19 protein-coding genes and 1 riboswitch are annotated in these 21,533 nt (G+C 43.0%); of the genes, 13 read left to right on the top strand and 6 right to left on the bottom strand.

Annotated elements, in window-relative coordinates; all coding sequences use genetic code 11:
* Positions 1–18: 18 nt before the first annotated feature.
* Positions 19–1,632, bottom strand: a complete 1,614-nt coding sequence (locus BLW54_RS01135; RefSeq protein ID WP_035506270.1) for a glycoside hydrolase family 43 protein — start codon at positions 1,630–1,632, stop codon at positions 19–21.
* Positions 1,633–1,653: 21 nt separating this feature from the next.
* Positions 1,654–2,841, bottom strand: coding sequence for an ROK family transcriptional regulator (locus tag BLW54_RS01130; RefSeq protein ID WP_035507621.1), 1,188 nt, complete (start codon positions 2,839–2,841; stop codon positions 1,654–1,656).
* Positions 2,842–3,206: 365 nt separating this feature from the next.
* Here BLW54_RS01130 and xylA point away from each other — a divergent pair, with 365 nt between their 5' ends.
* Together xylA and xylB are read left to right on the top strand one after the other, a co-directional pair.
* Positions 3,207–4,535: a xylose isomerase gene (gene xylA / locus BLW54_RS01125; protein ID WP_074733016.1), complete on the top strand. Its 1,329-nt coding sequence runs from the start codon at positions 3,207–3,209 to the stop codon at positions 4,533–4,535.
* A 3-nt stretch (positions 4,536–4,538) separates the two neighbouring features.
* Complete coding sequence (gene xylB / locus BLW54_RS01120) at positions 4,539–6,035, top strand: xylulokinase (RefSeq protein WP_035506267.1); 1,497 nt, start codon at positions 4,539–4,541, stop codon at positions 6,033–6,035.
* Positions 6,036–6,082: 47 nt separating this feature from the next.
* Here xylB and BLW54_RS01115 read toward each other — a convergent pair whose 3' ends face one another.
* From BLW54_RS01115 to BLW54_RS01105, 3 genes are all read right to left on the bottom strand, one after another.
* Positions 6,083–6,265, bottom strand: a complete 183-nt coding sequence (locus BLW54_RS01115) for a hypothetical protein (protein WP_051744020.1) — start codon at positions 6,263–6,265, stop codon at positions 6,083–6,085.
* A gap of 48 nt (positions 6,266–6,313) precedes the next feature.
* Positions 6,314–6,598, bottom strand: a complete 285-nt coding sequence (locus tag BLW54_RS01110) for an aldose epimerase family protein (RefSeq protein WP_074733015.1) — start codon at positions 6,596–6,598, stop codon at positions 6,314–6,316.
* A gap of 84 nt (positions 6,599–6,682) precedes the next feature.
* Positions 6,683–7,384 (bottom strand): FadR/GntR family transcriptional regulator, encoded by a 702-nt coding sequence (locus BLW54_RS01105; RefSeq protein ID WP_035506266.1) that lies wholly within the window; start codon positions 7,382–7,384, stop codon positions 6,683–6,685.
* Positions 7,385–7,614: 230 nt separating this feature from the next.
* Between BLW54_RS01105 and BLW54_RS01100 the strand changes: the two genes are divergently transcribed.
* The 6 genes from BLW54_RS01100 to BLW54_RS01075 all read left to right on the top strand — a co-directional run bounded on the left by BLW54_RS01100 (position 7,615) and on the right by BLW54_RS01075 (position 13,975).
* A complete protein-coding gene (locus BLW54_RS01100) occupies positions 7,615–8,682 on the top strand; it encodes a tartrate dehydrogenase (RefSeq protein ID WP_035506264.1) in 1,068 nt (355 codons plus the stop codon).
* 10 nt (positions 8,683–8,692) lie between these two features.
* The gene (locus BLW54_RS01095) at positions 8,693–9,451 is read left to right on the top strand and encodes an SDR family NAD(P)-dependent oxidoreductase (RefSeq protein WP_074733014.1); all 759 of its coding nucleotides are present in this window, start codon (positions 8,693–8,695) and stop codon (positions 9,449–9,451) included.
* Positions 9,451–10,905, top strand: a complete 1,455-nt coding sequence (locus BLW54_RS01090; RefSeq protein WP_392387184.1) for an aldehyde dehydrogenase family protein — start codon at positions 9,451–9,453, stop codon at positions 10,903–10,905. Before BLW54_RS01095 ends, BLW54_RS01090 begins: the two co-directional genes overlap by 1 nt.
* Positions 10,906–11,002: 97 nt before the next feature.
* Positions 11,003–11,290, top strand: coding sequence for a YhdT family protein (locus BLW54_RS01085; protein WP_035506261.1), 288 nt, complete (start codon positions 11,003–11,005; stop codon positions 11,288–11,290).
* Entirely contained in the window at positions 11,287–12,759 is a 1,473-nt protein-coding gene (gene panF, locus BLW54_RS01080; RefSeq protein WP_035506259.1) for a sodium/pantothenate symporter, read from the top strand. Before BLW54_RS01085 ends, panF begins: the two co-directional genes overlap by 4 nt.
* 4 nt (positions 12,760–12,763) lie before the next feature.
* Positions 12,764–13,975, top strand: coding sequence for a M20 family metallopeptidase (locus tag BLW54_RS01075; RefSeq protein ID WP_074733013.1), 1,212 nt, complete (start codon positions 12,764–12,766; stop codon positions 13,973–13,975).
* Between the two features lie 147 nt (positions 13,976–14,122).
* On the opposite strand, the gene BLW54_RS01070 is transcribed toward BLW54_RS01075, so the two are convergent.
* Entirely contained in the window at positions 14,123–15,013 is an 891-nt protein-coding gene (locus BLW54_RS01070) for a 5'-methylthioadenosine/S-adenosylhomocysteine nucleosidase (RefSeq protein WP_074733012.1), read from the bottom strand.
* 153 nt (positions 15,014–15,166) lie between these two features.
* A riboswitch (purine riboswitch) is annotated at positions 15,167–15,270 on the bottom strand.
* Positions 15,271–15,535: 265 nt separating this feature from the next.
* Here BLW54_RS01070 and BLW54_RS01065 point away from each other — a divergent pair.
* The 5 genes from BLW54_RS01065 (at position 15,536) to BLW54_RS01045 (ending at position 21,161) form a co-directional block, all read left to right on the top strand.
* The gene (locus tag BLW54_RS01065; RefSeq protein WP_074733011.1) at positions 15,536–17,131 is read left to right on the top strand and encodes an ATP-binding protein; all 1,596 of its coding nucleotides are present in this window, start codon (positions 15,536–15,538) and stop codon (positions 17,129–17,131) included.
* Entirely contained in the window at positions 17,128–17,805 is a 678-nt protein-coding gene (locus BLW54_RS01060) for a response regulator (RefSeq protein WP_035506254.1), read from the top strand. The genes BLW54_RS01065 and BLW54_RS01060 overlap by 4 nt, the downstream gene beginning before the upstream one ends.
* Positions 17,806–18,102: 297 nt before the next feature.
* Positions 18,103–19,116 (top strand): tripartite tricarboxylate transporter substrate binding protein, encoded by a 1,014-nt coding sequence (locus BLW54_RS01055; RefSeq protein WP_035506252.1) that lies wholly within the window; start codon positions 18,103–18,105, stop codon positions 19,114–19,116.
* A 58-nt stretch (positions 19,117–19,174) separates the two neighbouring features.
* The gene (locus BLW54_RS01050) at positions 19,175–19,630 is read left to right on the top strand and encodes a tripartite tricarboxylate transporter TctB family protein (protein WP_316245369.1); all 456 of its coding nucleotides are present in this window, start codon (positions 19,175–19,177) and stop codon (positions 19,628–19,630) included.
* A gap of 16 nt (positions 19,631–19,646) precedes the next feature.
* Positions 19,647–21,161: a tripartite tricarboxylate transporter permease gene (locus BLW54_RS01045; protein WP_074733010.1), complete on the top strand. Its 1,515-nt coding sequence runs from the start codon at positions 19,647–19,649 to the stop codon at positions 21,159–21,161.
* Positions 21,162–21,533: the final 372 nt, after the last annotated feature.

The following is a 21,533-nucleotide window of genomic DNA, read 5'->3' as shown; positions in this document are numbered from 1 at the left end:
CAGGGCTTAACTTTTGATTTAATTCTCTTTTGCTTCATAGAGGAAGTAATCGAAGTCCGCGGGGCGGCTTTGACCTGACGTGTCTTGGCATTGCATTCCTACAAACGCGCCTGTGAAGAAGCCGCCGCCTTCCACATAATCATCGGACAGTTTATAGGACGGGAGGGAGATTGGAAGTTTGTTCCATGCCTCGCCATCAAAGGAATAAGCGTACGTGTAGATATTTGTTTTCACATCCACTCTGAGATAAACATCGTCCACATCATTCGGGATCACGACTTGGTTATTCAGAGGTTGGCTGAATGAAAAATGATCACAGATTGTTAAATCTAGAACTCTAGTCTTCCGTTCTTCATCCCAGGTGATTTGGAGGGCTGTCCAATTTTTTGTATTGTAATAATTGATAAGGCCGGCTGCTTGCTGGAATGTATCGGGTCTGAAATCTACTTTCGTTTCTGCTCTAAAGTTAAAATGCTGCCATCTTCTTGCCACAAAAGCCTGTGTGAAAGTGGAAGTCAAAGATTCTTTTCCATAAAGACGCAAATGACTTGAACGTTCACTAAGGGAAGCGATGTTCTTATCAAGCGGTATTCGTAAGGATTGAAAATGACGGTTCAGTTCACAGCCATCGAAATCATCTTTTCTATCCACATCATCTTCCCACTTGACTTCAGGGACTTCTGGTCCTTCGATTTCAAAAGAGGGTTGATTTCCGTCAACCACATAGGGCCAGTCATTTTTCCATTCCAATCGTTGAATGGCCGTTTCCCGACCTAGCGGACAATAGCCTCTGGGATCAAGAAGGGCTTCATTTTCTTTAGGAAGCGGCCGCCCCGTAAGATGAACAAGGAACCATTCACCTGTATGGGTTTTGACCATCGAGGCGTGCCCCGCTTTTTGAAGAGGATTTCTCGGGTAGGGCCACGTCGTAATTAATGGATTATCTGGGTGGACCTCATAAGGACCAGTTAAGTTAGTGGAACGTGCCAGTGTAGCTTGGTGGTCGTACTTCGTGCCGCCTTCGGCTGTTAATAAATAATAATAGCCGTTCATTTTATAAAGGTGGGGAGCTTCTGTAAGCTTTACATCTGTTCCTTTGAAGATGATTTCAGGTTTACCGATAAGCTTTTTCTTCTCATGACTATACTCCTGGAGGACGATTCCATAAAAGTTATGGTGACCGATCCGATGGTCCCACATCATATTCACTAAGTATTTTCGTCCATCATCATCATGAAACAGTGAAGGATCAAATCCGGAGCTATTTAAATGAATAGGATTTGACCATTCTCCATCAATGGTATCGCAGGTGACAAGGTAATTGTGGGAGTCTTTCCATTGTCCATCGACGACTTTTACATCTGTATAGATGAGCCAAAATTTCCCGTTATTGTAGGATAGTGCAGGGGCCCATATTCCACCAGAATCAGGGTTTCCACGCATGTCGAGCTGCTCCAGCCGGTTTAATGGACGAGAGATTAACCGCCAGTTTTTCAAATCTTTAGAATGATAGATTCCGACACCAGGGAACCATTCGAACGTGGATACTGCGATGTAATAATCCTTTCCTGCCCGACAAATACTGGGATCAGGATGGAACCCTGTCAGAATCGGATTTTGTATGGTTGTCATAATGATCACCTCTATAATTTTTTAAACCATCATATGTTCGTGAATATTGACTTTCAGGAACTTTTCAAATGTGAAAGCTGCCATTCCTAAAGCTGAGGAGTGGGAGTGAAATTCTGAGAAGTGGATTTTCAGTGATTCCTGATGAAACCAAAGCGCGTTTTGGTTTGTTTTTTCCATCATGGGCTGTTCGATCCATGATTGGGCAGCAGTAATTCGATTTCCTATAATGACCCGTTTGGGGTTGAATGAATTAATAATGTTCGTCAGACCTATACCTAAGTAAGTACCTATGGAATGAAAGGTATCCACCGCATCCTGGTCCCCTTTTTCTGCTTTTTCAATCATGTGGGTTAATGGGTCCTCCAGGTTCTTCTTTCCATTTACATGGGAAGAAGAACCCAATGCCTGTTCGGAAGCGTATAATTCCCAGCAGCCTTGATTGCCGCATCTGCACCTGTATCCAGTCCCTTCGACGGTCATATGGCCGAGCTCTCCTGAAAAACCGTCGGCCCCTCTGTAGAGTTCCCCATTCAAAAATAAGCCGACACCGATCCCGACTCCAACACTTACATAGACGATATCCTCTTCCCAACGCCCGGGACCAAAGTTTTTTTCACCATAAACGCCTGCATTCGCTTCATTTTCTATAATGACTGGACATGCATAGCGGTGGTGAATCATTTCCTTGATGTCTACATTTTCCCATCCCAGGTTTGGGGCAAGCAGAATTTTACCTTCTTTGTTGACAGCACCTGGGACACCGATCCCGATTCCAACAATTCCGTATTCACTTGGCGGGGCTGATTGAATGAGTTGGTCGATGACGTTAAATAGTTTTTCTTTAATGTGATCAAACGAAAGATCATGAAAGTAAGTCTTTGACTCTTCACAAATGTTGCCGACGAGGTCTGTTCGAATCCCTAGGATGTAATTTACGCCGATATCAATGCCGATGGAATACCCCGCTTTTTCATTGAAGAGCAGCATAACAGGTCTTCTTCCGCCTTTCGATTCGCCGGGGCCTTTTTCATGGATTAATCCTTCCCCTAATAATTCAGTGACCTGTGAGGAAACGGTCCCTTTATTTAAGTTGGTTTCGTTGGCGATATCAGCACGAGAAATCGGGGATTTGTTTAAAATGGTTTCTAAGACTAGTGATTTGTTGACATTTTTAATCGTGTACTGATTCCATGTGTTTTTTTTATTCATCTCTTTTCCCATCGCTTTCTATTTTTTGGCTCTGTCAAACGAGGGGATCCCGTTATGGGGGGAAGGTTGGAGGTGAATCGAAAGCGAGTGTTTCTACGAACCTCCCACTTTGTTGGAACAAGGGACCGATTGAAATAAAACGTGCGTTTAACAGAACTATTTTTTAGAGTATAGCATAATTTTATTTGTTTATCCATTGGACAAACAAAGATTTCTTTGGTAGTCTTTGGTTAAACATGGATGAAAAATAGAATATTAAGTCCCTTTCTAGGAGGAGGTTGTACAGTAAAGAAAGCGGTTTCGTAGATTCAATTCTCGTTTCGATCCATTTTTAATCTAAACGTAACGATCAGGAGGTTTTTTTAATGACTTATTTTAATAATATAGACAAAATCAAGTATGAAGGTCCTCAATCGACGAATCCATTTGCATTCAAATTCTATAATCCTGACGAAAAAGTAGGCGGACGTACGATGGAAGAATATCTCCGGTTTGGGGTAGCTTACTGGCACACATTCACAGAAGATTTATCTGACCCTTTCGGTACAGGTACCGCTCTTCGATCATGGGATAAATATGATGGCATGGATTTAGCGAAAGCTAGAGTGGAAGCGGCTTTTGAATTTTTTGAAAAACTGAATGTTCCTTATTTCTGTTTCCATGATGTGGACATCGCCCCGGAGGGAAGCAATTTAAGAGAGTCGAACCAAAACTTGGATACAATTGTAGCAATGATCAAAGAGTATATGAAAGACAGTAAGACGAAATTGCTTTGGAATACGGTAAATAACTTCACTCATCCTCGATTCGTCCATGGGGCCGCATCATCGAACAATGCAGATGTCTTCGCCTATGCGGCGGCTAAAGTGAAGAAAGGTTTAGAAGTTGGGAAAGAGTTAGGTTCCGAAAACTATGTGTTCTGGGGAGGCCGTGAAGGTTACGAAACTCTGTTGAATACAGATATGAAGCTGGAACTTGATAACCTGGGACGCTTCTTCCGTATGGGAGTTGATTATGCGAAGGAAATTGGTTATGATGGTCAATTTCTCATTGAACCGAAGCCGAAAGAGCCAACCACACATCAATATGATTTTGACGTAGCCTCAGGATATGCCTTCTTACAAAAGTACGATCTGGCTGATCGTTTCAAATTCAATATAGAAGCAAACCATGCGACACTAGCTGGTCATACATTTGAACATGAACTTCGTTACGCTCGAGTCAATAATATGTTAGGGTCGGTTGATGCTAACCAGGGTCACCCACTATTAGGTTGGGATACAGATGAATTTCCTTCCGATCTCTATTCTACAACTCTAGCTATGTATGAGATTATTAAAAATGGCGGACTAGGTTCCGGTGGATTGAATTTCGATGCCAAAGTGCGCCGTGGATCCTTTGCGCCGGAAGATTTATTCCATGCCCACATTGCTGGAATGGATAGTTTTGCTGTTGGCTTAAAGGTCGCTCAGAAGTTGCTGGATGATGGTATCCTTGATGACTTTATAGCTGAAAGATACAGCAGTTTCCGTGAAGGAATTGGAAAGGAAATCGTGGAAGGAAAAGCAGATTTCCATAAGCTGGAGGAACATGCGTTAGGATTGGATAGGATCGAGAATCAATCAGGAGGTTTAGAAAAAATTAAAGCTAAGATTAATCAATACCTGCTGACGTTGTATGCAGAGGAGAAGTAATTTATGAACTATGTAATCGGGATTGATTTAGGGACAAGTGCAGTAAAACTGTTACTTGTTGACCAAAATGGTGAGATTGCATCAGAAGTGTCGAAGTCCTATCCTCTTATTCAAGAAAAAAATGGATATAGTGAACAGGACCCGGATGTATGGGTAGAAGAGACACTTGCTGGATTGAAAGAGCTTGTCCAGCAAGCACCTTGTTCCTCTTCTGAGATTGAAGCCATTAGTTTTTCAGGGCAGATGCATGGGCTTGTTCTGTTGGATAAGGAGGGCAAACCATTAAGGAATGCCATTCTTTGGAATGACACACGCACAACGAAACAGTGCCGGGATATTATTCAACAAGTAGGAGAAAAGCGTCTGCTTGAGATTACGAAAAATCCTGCTTTGGAGGGGTTCACACTTCCGAAGGTTTTATGGGTGAAAGAAAACGAACCAGAACTTTATAAAGAAGCCTCTGTGTTCGTCTTGCCGAAGGACTATTTACGGTATCGACTGACGGATGAATTAGCCATGGATTATTCGGACGCCGCTGGTACCCTTTTGCTTGATTTATCGGGTAATAAATGGAGTCAGGAAGTTTGTGATGCGGTGGGGATCGATGTTGGCATCTGTCCTCCTTTAGTCGACTCCAGTGAGCAGACAGGCTTTTTAGGAAATAAGGCGGCAGATCAAACGGGGCTTCGTACACAAACGAAAGTTTTTGCTGGTGGTGCCGATAATGCCTGTGGTGCAATTGGTTCGGGGATTTTGACGGATGGAAAGACGCTGTGCAGTATTGGAACTTCGGGTGTCCTTCTTTCCTATGAGGCCAGCAGAGATAAGGATTTTGAGGGCAAAGTCCATTATTTCAACCATGGGGCACCTGAGGCCTATTATACGATGGGCGTTACACTTGCGGCTGGAGACAGCCTGCGTTGGTTTAAAGATGTCTATGCACCACAAGAGAGCTTTGCCGATTTTGCCCAAGGAGTGGAAGAAGTTCCTGTCGGGTCCAGAGGATTATTGTTCACTCCCTATATTTCAGGAGAAAGAACGCCCCACGCCGATGCCAATATACGTGGGAGTTTTATCGGAATGAATCACTCTCATACAAGGAAAGATTTCGTCCATGCTATCATGGAAGGGATCACTTTTTCGTTAAATGAATCGCTAGAAATTTTTCGAGAGAATGGCAAAACGATTGATACGATTGTTTCGACAGGCGGAGGAACGAAGAATGAATATTGGCTGCAAATGCAGGCGGATATCTTTAATGCAGAAGTCGTCAAACTTTCGAGTGAACAAGGCCCAGGAGTAGGAGCCGCTATGCTTGCTGCATACGGCTGTGGCTGGTTTGATACCTTAGAAGATTGTGCGGATGCTTTTTTGACGGTTGAAAAGACTTTCTCGCCAGACGGGGAAAAAGTCGAGCAATATCAAGCGTTATTCAAAATTTATCAGGATGTATATGGACAAACAAAAACGTTGAATGAACGTCTTCAATCCTTCAGGTAACTCAATAAAAAGAACGCCTCATTATTTGGATGAAGGCGTTCTTTTTATTAGGCAGCTGATCCACTTTGAAAAGTGAAGACGGTTTGCTGTGAATAGATCGTATCCGCTGCTAATGTGATGGAAGGAAGCCCTTGATGATGAAGAGAGGCTGGCGATCCTTGCGTTTCAAAACAAACGCCTAAATATTTATCAGATGGTCGGTTTTCTCCTGGAATGTTTTTGTCTCCCATAGCTGTGTGTGAAACTCCTTCGAACCACAGTGAATATGACTTTCGCCATCATTTGCATCGAGCGTGTACGTCTTTCTTTTGATAGCAAAGGTAGACCCAGGCAATGCGGCCAGCTACTCTTCCGATCAGGGCACCGAAAAAATTCATGTCCGTTCGGTCATCCTCGTCTTTCTGATAATGAAGGACGACATTCTCGATGTTCCCTTTGTTATCAGGAACGTTAATCTCCTTGATGATTCCTCCGTCATTCAAAACTTTTACCGACATTTCTTTATCGTCCAAAAGGGTGTATTGCGTCCACCCATTTGTTCCCTTTTCCTCTCTGATCTTCATATCCATCTTCCCTTTACTGGTTTCTTTCATTGGATCATTTGGTAATGGCGATGGCGATTTCTTGTTTTGAAAATTGGATATGAGCTATTCATCTTTAATCATTTCTTCATTATTTTTTATCATCTTCGTTACCACTTCAGTTGGGTCCCACGTTTTTTCCCCTTTTAATAAGTCGAGATGTTCTTTGTGTGTCGCAAGTGTTCGGTTGATAGCCCCAGGGTCTTTAAAATGGACCATTTTTGGACGAATCAATTCATAAATAGTTCGCCCGATTTCGATGGTAAAGGGGTTCTTGGTTTCTTCCAAAATCGCATAGTGGAATTCTAAATCAATGTCGACGAGTTCCTCTGGAGTAAGTTCGGGTTTCATCCGTTCTACCTGGGAGAGGTATACAGATTCGATGGGATCTAAATTCTTTTCTTCTTTGGAAATAATCATATTCATGAGCAGCATTTCAAAGTGCTGGCGGAATTCGATCAGTTGTTCCACATTGTGACTGTGCATAATCAAACTGAAAATGAGTGGATTCATTGTTAACTTAGATGAATGATTTGTGATGAACATTCCTTCCCCACGTTTGATTTGGATAACACCAATGGATTCGAGGATTTTAATGGCCTCACGAACGGGGGTTCGGCTTACCCCAAGCTGCTCGATCAATTCCATTTCTGTTGGTAATTTATCTCCTGGTTTTAATTTCCCTTCTATCAAATGATCTTTGATAATAGATACAATCCCCATGGTTTTCGTTTGATTGGAGTGGATTCTGTTAAATGAGATATTCAATGTGATCATCCTTGCCTGAATAAATATTTTATAAATCAGAATTTTCTTTAAAATATATTTACTTTTTTGAAAAATTCAGATAATATACTATACATAATACATCATATGTATGATGTACGCATCGATTTTTTCTTCTACTTTGTGATGATCCAGCCTTATTACTCCTGCCTAGTTTGGTTCCTTCTTTTTTTACGGAATATCTGATTACATAACGTTTGGAGGAGGGTTCAATGAAAACCTATCATCTAGCCGTATTGCCTGGTGATGGCATCGGCCCGGAAGTGGTAAACGAAGGGATGAAAGTTGTACAAGCGCTTTCAGAAGCTGACTCTTCCTTTCAATTTGAGAGCACAACCTTAGAATGGAACTCCGAGTATTACTTAAAGCATAACCGTATGATGCCGGAAAATGGTTTATCTATTTTAGAGAACTATGATGCGATTTACTTTGGAGCCGTTGGGGATCCACGTGTACCTGAACATATTCCCATATGGGAGTTGATCATGCCGATAAGAAAGAACTTCCATCAATATGTGAACTTACGTCCAATCAAGCAATTGCCCGGGGTGAAAAGTCCGATTCATGCTAAAGGGCTGATTGATTTTTATGTGTATCGTGAAAATGCGGAAGGAGAATATTCGAACAGTGGCGGCCGTTTATATCAAGGAACCTCTGATGAACTAGCTATCCAGAATACAGTTATTACGAAAAAGGGTGTAGAGCGACTGGCCAGATATGCCTTTGAATATGCAGAGAAGACTGGTGTCAAAAAAGTAGTGAATGCGACGAAATCCAACGCCATCATTCATTCAATGAACTTGTGGGATGAATCCGTGAAAAGTGTAGCCGCTTCCTTTCCTGAAATCGAAGTGGAAGATACCTACATTGATGCCCTTGCTGCGCACTTGGTTCAGCGTCCGGAAACGTTTGATGTCATTGTTGCCTCCAATTTATTTGGAGATATCCTGAGTGATCTTGGAGCGGCCCTAGTTGGGGGGCTTGGTCTTTCACCGTCAGCTAACCTTAATCCTGAACGGAATTATCCTTCGATGTTTGAACCGATTCATGGGTCGGCCCCTGATATTAGTGGGAAGCAGACAGCTAATCCTATCGCTCAAATATGGTCTGCTGCTCTAATGCTTGAGCATTTGGGTCGAGAAGATTTAGCTTCTATAGTTATGAAGGCCATAGAAAATGTAGTGAATGAAAAGACGGCTTTAACCCCTGATTTAGGAGGCACAGCTCGCACGTTTGAGACAGGAGATGCAATCGTGCAACACATTCATAAGCAAACGTAGGAGGGAATGTATGAACTTTAAGAATAAAACGGTTGTTGTTACGGGTGCTAATGGAGGAATGGGCAAAGTCATTACGGAGCGTTTCCTAAAGGAAGGAGCTAAAGTAGCGGCGCTTGATCTGCATGTGGATGAACTTGAGGTGGGGAAAGAAGACTATCTATCTCAATTGTTAGCTATTCCTGCAAATTTGACAGATGAAAAGCAAGTGACCAATGCGATACAGCAGGCAGCCGATTTTCTAGGAGGCAGAATTTCAATTTTAGTCAATACATTGGGAATAGCTCAATCCGCTACCCCAATTGAAGAAGTTACCTTAGATGAGTGGGACAAGTTGATGGCTGTCAATATGACATCGCTTTTTCTGGTTAATAAAGAAGTGGTGAAAGTGATGAAAACGAAAGGATCAGGTGCGATTACAAATATCGCTTCGATTGCAGCTGAGCGCCCACGCCCTGGTCTGAATGCTTATGTAACTTCGAAAGGTGGTGCGATTTCTTTTACAAAGGCATTAGCCATTGAATTAGCGGAGTTCAACATCCGTGTAAATGCCATTAATCCAGGGCCCTCAGATACGAATATGCTTGGGAAATTCAGTCCTCTAGGAGGAGATGTCAATAAAGTAAAGGAGGAAACGTTTAAGCAGAGTGTCCCTCTCGGTCAGTTGGTCATGCCGGAAGATATTGCAGAAGCGGTCCTTTATTTGAGTTCTGATCAAGCGAAAATGGTGACTGGAAGCGTATTGAATGTGGATGGAGGCCGTGGACTTTAATGAAAGCAGGTGAAGGTATGAAGCGGATGTATATCGGTGGCGAGTGGAGAGAAAGTGAAACGAATGAGGGGCTTCCAATCAGGAACCCTGCGAATCAAGAAGTAATTGCTGAAGTACCACGTGGAAGGAAAGAAGATGTGGAACAGGCAGTTGGAATGGCACGGGATACCTTTGAGTCAGAAGAATGGCAGGCATTCCCTCCTGATGAGAGGGGGAGGGTCCTGAATGAAGTGGCTTCAAAGATAAGAAGGGATGCTGAAGAAATAGCAAAACTCGAAACAATGGATACAGGAAAGCCGATTTCTCAAGGAAGAAACGATGCCGAAGCAGCAGCAAGATATTTTGAATACTACGCAGGAATGGCTGACAAAATTTTGGGTGAAACGATTCCTATCCAAGCGAATATTTTGGATTATACTGTCAGAGAACCTGTAGGTGTAACCGCTCATATTATCCCATGGAATTATCCCATTCAAATTACCTCAAGAAGTACTGCGGCGGCTATTGCGACAGGGAATACGGTGGTAGTGAAACCTGCGGAAGATACCCCCTTAACGGGTCTGAAATTAGCTGAACTCATGGAAGAAACATCACTTCCTAAAGGCGTATTCAACGTTGTGACAGGTTATGGAAGAGAAGCAGGTGATGCGTTGGTTCACCATCCAGATGTGAATCACATCACATTCACTGGGTCCGTTCAGACTGGTATGGCGGTAATGGAAGCTGCTTCAAAGAATGTTATTCCCATCACATTGGAGCTTGGGGGTAAGTCTCCAAACATTGTATTCAAGGACAGCATCTTGGATCATGCTGCCGATTGGGTGGTTAAATCTGTGATTCAAAATGCGGGACAAACGTGTTCGGCAGGTTCCAGGCTGCTTGTAGAAGAGGATGTAAAAGAAATATTTATAGATAAAGTGAAGAGTCGCATGCTTTCATTGAAGATCGGTCATGGATTAGAGGACCCAGATCTTGGACCTGTCTTATCGCGTAAGCAGTTTGAAAGGATTGAGACATTTTTGAATGTAGCCCGGAAAGAACAGGCCATCTTTTTAACGGGTGGAGAACGCGCTCTAGTGGAGGGCTGTGAAGCAGGTTATTTCCTCCAACCCACGATGATTGATCAGCTTGATCCACACAGCCAGGTAGCTCAAGAAGAAATTTTCGGACCAGTTCTTAGTGTATTTTCCTTCCAGAATGAAGAGGAAGCGATTAAGTTAGCCAATGATACGCCTTATGGATTAGTCACAGGAGTCTGGACAGAGAATGTTGGACGCGCTCATCGTGTAGCGAAAAAAATCAGGTCTGGCCAAGTATTTATTAACAATTATGGAGCTGGGGGCGGCATTCAAATGCCTTTTGGCGGCTACAAAAAAAGTGGTTTTGGAAGGGAAAAAGGTCTTGAAGCGCTAAGAAATTACACCACATTGAAGAATGTTGCCTTAAAAATGTGAGCTCTGTTTTTTCATTTACCCAGAGATGAGAGAGTCTTGATTTCAAATCGTCCAAAACTCTGAATTGCTCAGAGCTTATTAAAAAGGAGATGGGGAGTTGAAAAAAGAACAAAAGAGTAAACAGGATGATCGGTTTAAAATTGCCAACCGGGAAGCATTAATAGGCCTAGCTCTCGCTATTTTTAACTTTGTTTGGTGGTTTGCTTTCGCTTACGGACTTGGTGGTCAATCCCCTGAAACTTATACGTATGTCTTTGGTTTGCCAGCATGGTTCTTTTACAGCAGTGTCATAGGATTTATCGTGATGGCTTTACTTGTCATCATTGTGGTGAAAGTATGGTTTGTGGAAGTTCCGCTTGATGATGAGGAGGGAGAGAAGTCATGAATACCGCTGTTGTTATATCCTTACTCATTTTCCTTGTCATCATCTTCGTCATTGGCTTTTGGTCGAGCCGATCATTGAAAAATACAGCAGAAGAGTCCTTTCTCCAAGAATATTTCCTTGGAGGGCGTCAGCTGGGGGGATTTATTCTCGCGATGACGATGATTGCTACTTATGGAAGTGCAAGTAGTTTTATCGGTGGACCAGGAGTGGCTTATACAGAAGGATTCGGTTGGGTGCTTCTTTCGATGTCCCAAGTGGCCACGGGATATTTTGTACTGATGATTCTTGGTAAGAAGTTTGCGATAATGGCACGAAGATATAAGGCTGTTACACTTATTGATTATTTGAAAGGTCGTTACCAAAGCAAATGGGTAGTGCTGACTGCTGCTTTCAGCATTATTATTTTCCTTTTTGCTGCGATGGCAGCTCAATGGGTGGGCGGAGCAAGATTGATCGAATCACTGACAGGACTTAATTATACGACTGCCCTATTTATCTTTGCTGTGTCTGTCCTCGTCTATGTCATTATTGGTGGATTCAGAGCTGTTGCGCTGACCGATACGGTACAAGGTGTGGTTATGTTTGGCGGGACGCTTATTTTGTTAATTGCTACGATTGCTGCCGGTGGGGGAATCGGAAACATCATGGCGGATCTAACAGCCGAGAACCCTAATTTAGTCACTCCATATGGTGCGGAAGGAAGTTTGAGCCCTACTTATGTATCTTCATTCTGGATTCTAGTCGGTGTGGCCGTCGTTGGTCTGCCTCAAGTAACTGTCCGGGCTATGTCCTATAAAAGCTCACGTTCTATGCACAGGGCTCTCATTATCGGGACGGTTGTTGTCGGATTTATTATGTTGAATATGCACTTGATTGGTGTATTCGCACGGCCGATTCTTCCAGGAATTGAGGTCGGAGATAAAGTTATGCCGCTAATTGCTCAAGAAGTACTGCCTCCATGGCTGGCAGGGATTGTACTGGCTGCCCCGATGGCTGCGATTATGTCCACGGTTGACTCCTTGCTTTTGATTGTAAGTTCCGCTGTCGTTAAAGATGTCTATTTAAATTATATCAAACCGGATGCATCCAATACCAGGGTGAAGCAGATGAGCTTCGGTGTAACCGCGATTCTGGGAATTCTTGTTTTCTTAATGGCGTTGAGTCCCCCTGATTTATTGATCTGGCTCAACTTGTTTGCATTTGGAGGGCTTGAAGCGACATTTATATGGCCCGTCGTTCTTGGATTGTATTGGGAGGCAGGTAACAAATATGGAGCGTTATCCTCAATGGTCGTAGGGATTGCTTCTTACATCATTGTGGATCAATTTTTCCCCAACTTATTCGGCCTGCATAACGTTGTTCTTCCTATCCTTCTATCGCTTATCGCTTTTGTAATCGTAAGTCTCTTAACGAAATCTTTCGTCATTCAAAGTTCTATGAACCAAGAGAAAATAGAAAGGAGCGTTTAACCAAATGCACACAAGAATAGAAACAAGGTCTACCCGAGATCGAGAAAGAGTTATAGCACTGACTCAATCGTTAGTACGCATCCCAAGTGTTTACCGTCCAGGTGAAGAAGGCGGGAATGAAAAAAAATGTGCAGCCTTTGTGGCTGAACATTTAAGTAAGCTTGGTATTGAGGTCCATATTGAAGAGGTGGAAGCTGGCCGCCCTAATGTCATTGGAGTTATTGATTCTGGAAAACCAGGGAAGACCCTTATATTTGAAGGTCATACGGATGTAGTGACAGAAGGAGATTCTCATTCGTGGAAGTATGACCCTTTTGGGGCAGAAATCGTTGATGGGCTGATGTATGGCCGGGGAACCAATGATACCAAAGGCAATTTAGCCTGTATGATTACGGCGGTCCAATCTCTTTTAGAGGATAAAGAAGAATGGAGTGGGAAAATTATCCTCTGCATTCCATGTGATGAAGAAGGCATGATGATCGGTATCAAACATTTTATTAAACAAGGGTGGGCGGATCAAGCCGATGGAGCCATCATCTGCGAACCCGAAGAAAACCAGGTATGTATAGCCCAACGCGGAGCCATGCGTCTCGTTTTGAAGACTTACGGGAAGATGGCTCACGGGGCTATTTCATGGAGTGGAATCAACCCGAATCTCAGGATGGCTAAAGTTATTGTCGAATTGGAGAAGCTAGAGAAACGGGAACAAGAACGGTTAGGAAAACATCCGACTCTCGGTTGGCCGAGCATCACTCCTACTATATTACAGGCACCTGCGAAAGGGGATGCACAAATCAATGTGATTCCTGAGCAATGTATGACAACACTTGATATTCGTACAGTTCCAGGTCAGGATCATGATAGATTACAAGAAGAGATCCATCATATTTTTGCCCGACTTGCCCAAGATGATCCGGAATTTAAGGCTGACTTTGATGTAATCGAAGATCGCCCATGGACATCAACGGATAAAGAGGAACCCGTTGTGGAAGCTGTGGCAGAAGCGGTTCAAAGTGTTTTAGTTAAAGATCCGATATACAACGGCGTGCCAGGGGCTACGGATGGAACTTTTCTTCATGTAGCCGGTGTGCCGATCGTAACCATTGGTGCGGGAGACCGAGAAGTTCCTCACCAGATTGATGAGTATGTGGATATAGAGGAACTAGCAGAAACAACGGAGATTTATAGACAGGCAGCTTTGAACTTCTTAAATTAAGCCAAGTAAAGGACCATGCTCCCCTCTGGTAAGCTTAAGGTGAGGATATCCAATAAGAAAGTCGGATGCTCCCTTAAAAGGACATCCGACTTTTTGGATCCACCTTGGATGATAGAAAAATGAGGCTGATCATCTTGGTGCTTTCCGTTACTTCGCTTTCGAAGCGATATATTTTTTCACGACTTCATAAACATATTCCTGATTTGTCTCAGCCGTATCAGGGTTATATTCTCCATCATTCGTTTTGTTGTTAGATAAAATGCGGATCCCTAGATAAGGAACCTCATAGGCTTTCGCGATTTGTGCCCCCGCAGCTCCTTCCATCTCTTCCACAGATGTTCCGAAGTTCTCATGGAACCATTGGATGCGGTCAACTTCGTTATTCCATACATCGGCGGAACCAATCGTACCTTCCACAACTTTTCCTTTCTCATGGGTATTCTTAACGGACTTCGCTGCAGCCAGCAACTCTTTATCCCCTTCAAAATAACGGATATTCTCAGCGTCCAGGTCCTCGCCAGCACTTCCTTCGGATGCCATCAAGTCCATCGGAATCCATTCTTTTGGAGCGATCCCTTCGCCATCTTCTAGGCTCCCTGTTTTCAGTGATCCGATGTTGACGGTTCTTTTTCCAAGAACGATATCAAAAACATGTAAATCAGGGTCGTGCCCACCAGAGGTTCCTTGATTAATAATAGCAAGAGGATCGAATTTTTCAATGGCAAGGGCTGTTGCCGCTGCTGTGTTTTCCATACCTTTGCCTGTTTTCATTACGATGACCGGATAATCGTTCACCGTTCCTTTATAAAAGACGAAATTCCCGGATTTCTCTTCTTCCACATTCTCTAGTTTTTCTGCAAAGTTTTGAGCTTCAATTGGCATGGGTCCTTGAACGAGGATGGGTTGTGCATCCTTTTCGTCTGCAGTGAGGGCCCCACTTTTCGTAGAGGTTTGACACCCGGCAAGCAGGAACAAGAAAAGAATAGATAAGAGTGCAAGTGCAAGTGTAAGGGTGCGTGCTGTAAAGATGTCTTTCATGCGTGACTCTCCTTCGTGTTTGTTTGGCCATCGCATCCCTTCTCATCATTCAGAAATAAAAGAGGTCTGGAAAGTAGAGTTTCTACCTTCCAGACCTAAAGTTAAAGCATGGTTTGCATAAATGGGTATGCTTAAGAATACTGCAGCTGCGTACAGCGATATGCTTTAACTCGTAGTCTAGTTCTTTCAATGGGAACCAGGTAGAAACGCTCAGACCTTATTACTGAGAATATACGAGTAGGATGTAATTGGATGACATGATTACTATAGCAGAGGATAGTGGACAATGACAACCTTTTTTTCGAACATTTATCTTATTTTTTGTGTTATTGTTCGTTTTTAGTGTTTATTTTCACTGATGTTAGGGTTTTTTTGAATGAATATTAAAGAATTTTCTTTATTTCTGTTCACATAGCTTAAAATTCTATAAAATGATAAAATGAGACAAAATTCTGACTATAGATATCTATCAAATTAAGTCATGTGTTACGATAGAGGAAGATAACGTTTTCATAGGTGGAGATGAAAGTGAAGGTTTCGCTGCGCACGAAAATCATGGGACTGATTCTTTCTTTATTAATCATAGTCATCGGGCTGTTGGCCGGGGTTTTTGCCTATATGGAGAAAAGGGATGTAGAAGACCAGGTAGGGCAGCTGGCGCTCCAGGTCGCGAGTACGGTCTCTTTTATGCCGACAATAAAAGAAGCTTTTGACAGAGAGAATCCCTCTGAAATCATTCAACCGATTGCATTAAGTGTACAACGGGAATCAGGGGCGGAGTTCATTGTGGTCGGGAATAAACATAGTATTCGTTATGCCCACCCTGATGAGTGGAAAATAGGCAGGCGAATGGTCGGGGGAGATAATGAGCGTGCCTTGAATAATGGGGAATATTACATATCAAAAGCCGAAGGAACTCTTGGTCCTTCGTTAAGAGGAAAAGCCCCGATCATCGGTGAGGATGGAGAAATAATTGGTATCGTTTCCGTCGGATTCCTTTTGGAGGATGTCCGAACGATCGTATGGAATAAGCTTGAGAATGTTTTTGGTGTGGCTGTCCTCGTGTTAGTCGTAGGCGCAATCGGAAGCCTTTTATTGGCCCGAAGTATTCGTAAAGATACGCTTGGTCTTGAGCCACACGAAATCACATCTTTTTATCAGACACGAGAGGCGATTCTTTCTTCCATTAAGGAAGGGATCATCTCCATAGATGCACAGGGGAAGGTGACGATGATCAATCAGTCGGCGATAGACCTTCTGAATTTATCGGGTGGAGCTGTCGGGCGTCTTATTACAGAGGTGTTTCCGAATACGGAAATGTTGAAGGTGCTGAAGACAGGTGTGCCGACAAGAGATGATGAGATGATCTTACGCGATAAAGTGGTCATTGTTAATCGTACGCCTATCACCCATGACGGGAAGGTAGCTGGGGTTGTATCCAGTTTCCGTGATAAGACGGAAGTAAGGGATATGGTCCAGGCCTTGTCTGAAGTGAAACGACACTCGGAAGGACTGCGCTCCCAGACGCATGAACATGCAAATAAAATGTACGTCCTGCTCGGACTCCTCCAGCTGGGAAAGCAAGAGGAAGCAGTGGCGATGATTGAGGAAGAATATCATATGTCACAGAAATATCAGACGGTCATTTTTGATCAAATCCAGGATGAAACTGTCCAGGCTATCCTTACTGGAAAAATGAGCCGGGCTTCGGAAAAGAAAATTAACTTTTCGATACATGAAGAATCCGAATTGGAGCGTATGCCGGATCACATCAACCGTGCTGACATTGTGACGATGTTAGGAAATATCATAGACAATGCTTTTGAAGCTGTTTCTCAGCAGAATGTGAAAAAGGTTGATTTCTTTGTTACAGATATGGGAGAGGATATCGTTTTTGAAGTGACAGATAATGGCCCTGGAATCCCGGATGATGTTTACCAAAGGCTGTTTATGAGAGGCTTCTCAACGAAAAAGGGTGAGTTGAGGGGCTACGGGTTAGCAAACGTTAGAGAAGTTATTGAACGTCGATCCGGTATGATGGAAGTGACCAATGGAGAGAAAGGCGGTGCCGTCTTCTCTATCTTTTTACCAAAAAACACAAGGGGGGGAAGCCGATGAAGGTGATGATCAGCGAGGATGATTTCAGAGTAGCCGAGCTGCACGCACAGTTTTTGCGAATGATGGAAGGTGTGGACATGGTCGGAAAAGCATTAAATGCAGAAGAGACAATGAGGCTTCTGGAAGAAACGCAGCCCGACCTGCTCCTTCTGGATGTGTATATGCCAGATCAGCTAGGTGTCAATCTTCTCCATCAAGTTCGTGAAAAAGTTCCCCATGTGGACGTCATTATGATTACGGCAGCCAAAGAAAAAGAAGTCGTCGAAAAGGCAATGAAATATGGGGTCCTTGACTATATTATTAAGCCAATTACGTTGGATCGATTTCAGGAGACGATCCAAAGGTATATGGAGAGAAAAGAGAAGATGGCCAACATCGAGACCTTTGACCAAGCGGCTATTGATCAATTGATCAAACCGTCGGTAAAATCTGGATCGACTCCGGTGGCTGTTCCAAAAGGGATTGATCCGCTCACACTTGAAAAGGTCGAAGCGATGTTGGATGAAGCCAAAGATGATGGATTGACTGCCGACCAAGCGAGTACACAGATGGGGGCATCGAAAACAACCGCCCGCCGCTATTTGGAATATTTGATCAGTATTCAAAAAGGTAAGGCAGAAATGAACTACGGAAAAGTCGGCCGTCCACAGCGGAAATACTACAAAAAATCATAGAAGAGCAAGGAGAAAACTCGTCGTGCGGACGAGTTTTTTTGGTTAAAGGGGGAGTTGTTCCTTTCTTGGGAATTATCGAAATTCCTCTGTACTAGGTATGACAGATTTTGGTGTACCTGGTCATACATATTTTCCCATATAACATGACATAGAAATGCGAGATTGGCTGTGAATTTTATTTGGTTAATTGTTTTTATGTATTTAATACAGAATATTTTGAAAACGGTTACAAAGGTTTGTTTATCTTATAAACTATCCAATAACAACAATTAGTTGAAGAGAGAGGGGATTTATTATATGAAGCGTTTATTGATGTTTGGTAGTTTATTTTTTGTTTTAATTTTAGCTGCTTGTGGCGGTGACTCTTCGGAAACAAGTGGAGACAGTGGAGAGGGGGGCGACGGTGAATGGACACCGGATCAAAATATTGAAATTGTCGCTCCTGCAGGTGCTGGCGGTGGCTGGGATACGACAGCACGCTCTGTCGGTAAAGTGCTTGAAGAAGAAGGTATCACAGAACAGAATGTTGGGGTTGTGAATAAAGAAGGTGGCGGGGGAGCCGTCGGCTGGTCTTACATAAACAGCACAAATGATCCTCACAACATCTTTGTATCTTCACCTCCATTGATTTTCGTTCCATTGAACGGTCAGTCTGATTTGTCTCATGATGATTTTACACCTCTTGCCAACATGATTGCAGATTATGCAGCGTTTGCCGTAGCAGATGACGCGAAATGGGAGAATTTGAACGAGCTGTTTGAAGACATGAAAGAGGACCCATCCAGCGTGACGGTTGTCGGAACGTCTTCCCCTGGGTCGATGGACCATATGCAATTTGTCAAAATAGCTAAGGAGGCAGGCGTCGACATCCAGAAAATTAAGTATGTTTCTGCCCAAGATGGTGGCGGTATGACACAAATCCTGAACGGAAGTGCGGATGTTTTCTCAACAGGTGTAGCGGAAACGGTTGAACAGGTCAAAGCAGGGAAAATCCGTGTTCTTGGAATTACAGCGGAAGAACGCCTTGAAGGAGAGGTACTGGAAGATTTCCCAACTGCAACAGAGCAGGGAATTGACGCAACATTTGTAAACTGGAGAGGGTTCTTTGGTCCAGGAGATATGACAGAGGGACAAGTCGCTTATTACGAAGAAAAATTGAAAGAAGTAAGTGAATCTGAAGCTTTTGCTGATATCCGTAATAACTATGGATGGGACGAGTCCTACATGGACAGTGAAGAATATAGCAAGTTCCTTGATGAACAAAGAGAAGAACTAGGAAGCTTGATGGAAGAACTCGGGTTGAATCAATAATTAAGTGAAAAGGGTCTGCCAACAGGCCCTTTCCTTATTAATAGAAGGTGATTTTTTGTTGAAAACATTGAACCAGAAGTTAAGCGTCTTCTTAATTTTATTGTCTGCTGGTTATCTTTATTTAAGTTACAACTTAAAGGAATACCCTTATGTTCCCGTGGATTCTGACTTTCTTCCTAAGGTGTTAGGTTATGTATTAATCGTTCTTGCGGTCTTTTTGTTTTTTGATAAATCCTCGGAGACGGAAGAAGAGAAAGAAAAACGGCAAGTCCCAAAGAAGGAGATCTTTGTCTTGCTAGCCGTTGGCGGGATGATTTTCCTTTATATTTTCCTATTGGAAATCATTGGTTTCGTGTTGAGCTCAAGTTTATTTATCTTTGCGTGTTCCTGGTTCTTAGGATACCGCAAGCTTAAAACAACTCTTCTCGTTGCCATTCTTTTTCCATTGATTATGTACCTATCATTCAACTACTTATTACAAATCCGTTTACCGCAAGGATTACTACCATTTTAAAGGGAGGTGAGTCATTATGGGTGCTATGGAAGGTTTAATGCAGGGAATCCAGGTTGCTTTCAGCTGGCAGGGAATCTTATTCGTTTTAATCGGAGTCGTGGCCGGTACGCTAATCGGAATGATGCCGGGACTCGGGCCTATCAGTGCAATTGCGATCATGATTCCGATTACGTATGGAATGGATCCATCAACCGCGTTAGTGATGATGGCAGGAGTCTACTACGGAGCTGTTTTTGGAGGTTCTACGTCATCGATTTTACTAAATGCCCCGGGGATTTCCGGGACGGTAGCGACATCATTTGATGGCTATCCGATGGCCCAACGGGGGGAAGCAGGAAAAGCGCTGGCCATCGCTGCAATATCCTCCTTCGTAGGGGGAACGGTTTCGGTGGTCCTTTTAATGCTTTTCGCACCGGCATTATCGGCAGTCGCTGTTTCTTTTGGACCGCCGCAATATTTCGCATTAATGTTCTTAGGATTGACCGCTATTGCGAGCTTGTCTGATGGCTCGACAATTAAAGCACTTATTACAGCAACGCTCGGATTCATGGTAGCAACCATTGGAATTGATGGACAGACTGGAACGACCCGGTTTACATTTGGGAATCCGAACCTGCTTGAAGGAATCGACTTTCTCGTCATTGCACTCGGCCTCTTTGCACTTGCCGAAATCTGTTTTCTTGTTATTAAGAGAAAAGATACTTCTTTGCAAAACCAAGGGGATATCGGCAGTCTCAAACTTAGCAAAAAAGATTTCAAAGAAATGCGAGGTCCAATGGGAAGGCAGTCTTTCCTTGGTTTTATTCTTGGTGTCTTGCCAGGTGCCGGTGCGACAATTGCATCCTTCATTGGCTATATAACCGAAAAGAAAATCTCTAAAAATCCTAAAGAATTTGGCAAAGGGTCTGTCAAAGGATTGTCCGCTCCAGAAACAGCCAATAATGCTGCTACAAGCGGAGCCTTCGTACCATTGCTGAGTCTTGGTATACCAGGTTCAGGAACAACAGCTGTCATGCTGGGTGCTTTTCTTGTTTTAGGTATCCAGCCTGGGCCGCTTCTTATGGCAGATCGTCCTGAAGTATTCTGGGGCATTATAGCAAGTATGTACATCGGGAACATTTTCTTGTTGGTTTTAAACTTGCCTTTAATCCCTTATATAGCAAAAATTTTAAAAATCGCACGACCGATGCTGATTTCACTGGTGGCTATCTTCAGTTTGATCGGTGTTTATGCAATCAGTTTCAGTACGTTTGATTTGTACTTACTTCTGATTTTCGGGGTTCTGGGTTACTTAATGAGGCTATTCAGCTTTCCTGCTGCACCATTTATCTTAGCTTTCATTCTTGGTGGGATGATGGAACAGTCGCTAAGACAGTCATTAACATCGGCAGGAGGAGATATGATGATACTTATTTCTGATCCTGTATCCATTGGACTCTATATTGTCAGCATTTTATCATTCATTGTTCCGATCATCCGGAACCGTAAGGAAAAACAATCCGATCAGGAAGAAAAGTCGGACGCCTCTTAAAAAAGAGGGTCCGGCTTATTTTGTTGAACGAATGATAATTGTGCAAAAGGAAGAAACCCCCCTTACCCCCCTTAATCCTTCACTCATTCATGAAAAATTTTTTCTTTTTGTTGCAATTGGAAGGGAAAACGCTCACACTAAGAGTATAGTCGACATACAAAGCGTCACGTCTCCCACAATGCTGAAATTAGACCTGACGCCTGCTGTTTGCCTCCTGTAGTCTCTTTAAAAACCATTGAATTTTCAGTAAAATAATTTTCATAGTACCATACACATTTTCGACACATTTGATAAATTGTAACAATGAGGCTAACAATAAATAGGACCTGGTTGGATATAAGCCTGTTTACTTACATATTTATTGTTCATGTT

It is taken from the genome of Halobacillus karajensis, from assembly GCF_900108515.1.
Lineage (GTDB): Bacteria > Bacillota > Bacilli > Bacillales > Halobacillaceae > Halobacillus > Halobacillus karajensis.
Note: the sequence above shows the minus strand (reverse complement) of the source record. Positions and strands in the feature narration are given on the sequence as shown.

Coding starts and splice junctions, on each gene's coding strand:
- BLW54_RS01135 (WP_035506270.1), bottom strand. CDS start 1,632: ATGACAACCATACAAAATCCGATTCTGACAGGGTTCCATCCTGATCCC.
- BLW54_RS01095 (WP_074733014.1), top strand. CDS start 8,693: ATGAACTTTAAGAATAAAACGGTTGTTGTTACGGGTGCTAATGGAGGA.
- BLW54_RS01070 (WP_074733012.1), bottom strand. CDS start 15,013: ATGAAAGACATCTTTACAGCACGCACCCTTACACTTGCACTTGCACTC.
- BLW54_RS01090 (WP_392387184.1), top strand. CDS start 9,451: ATGAAAGCAGGTGAAGGTATGAAGCGGATGTATATCGGTGGCGAGTGG.
- BLW54_RS01055 (WP_035506252.1), top strand. CDS start 18,103: ATGAAGCGTTTATTGATGTTTGGTAGTTTATTTTTTGTTTTAATTTTA.
- xylB (WP_035506267.1), top strand. CDS start 4,539: ATGAACTATGTAATCGGGATTGATTTAGGGACAAGTGCAGTAAAACTG.
- BLW54_RS01065 (WP_074733011.1), top strand. CDS start 15,536: ATGAAAGTGAAGGTTTCGCTGCGCACGAAAATCATGGGACTGATTCTT.
- BLW54_RS01115 (WP_051744020.1), bottom strand. CDS start 6,265: ATGGGAGACAAAAACATTCCAGGAGAAAACCGACCATCTGATAAATAT.
- xylA (WP_074733016.1), top strand. CDS start 3,207: ATGACTTATTTTAATAATATAGACAAAATCAAGTATGAAGGTCCTCAA.
- BLW54_RS01100 (WP_035506264.1), top strand. CDS start 7,615: ATGAAAACCTATCATCTAGCCGTATTGCCTGGTGATGGCATCGGCCCG.
- BLW54_RS01075 (WP_074733013.1), top strand. CDS start 12,764: ATGCACACAAGAATAGAAACAAGGTCTACCCGAGATCGAGAAAGAGTT.
- BLW54_RS01110 (WP_074733015.1), bottom strand. CDS start 6,598: ATGAAGATCAGAGAGGAAAAGGGAACAAATGGGTGGACGCAATACACC.
- panF (WP_035506259.1), top strand. CDS start 11,287: ATGAATACCGCTGTTGTTATATCCTTACTCATTTTCCTTGTCATCATC.
- BLW54_RS01045 (WP_074733010.1), top strand. CDS start 19,647: ATGGGTGCTATGGAAGGTTTAATGCAGGGAATCCAGGTTGCTTTCAGC.
- BLW54_RS01130 (WP_035507621.1), bottom strand. CDS start 2,841: ATGAATAAAAAAAACACATGGAATCAGTACACGATTAAAAATGTCAAC.
- BLW54_RS01060 (WP_035506254.1), top strand. CDS start 17,128: ATGAAGGTGATGATCAGCGAGGATGATTTCAGAGTAGCCGAGCTGCAC.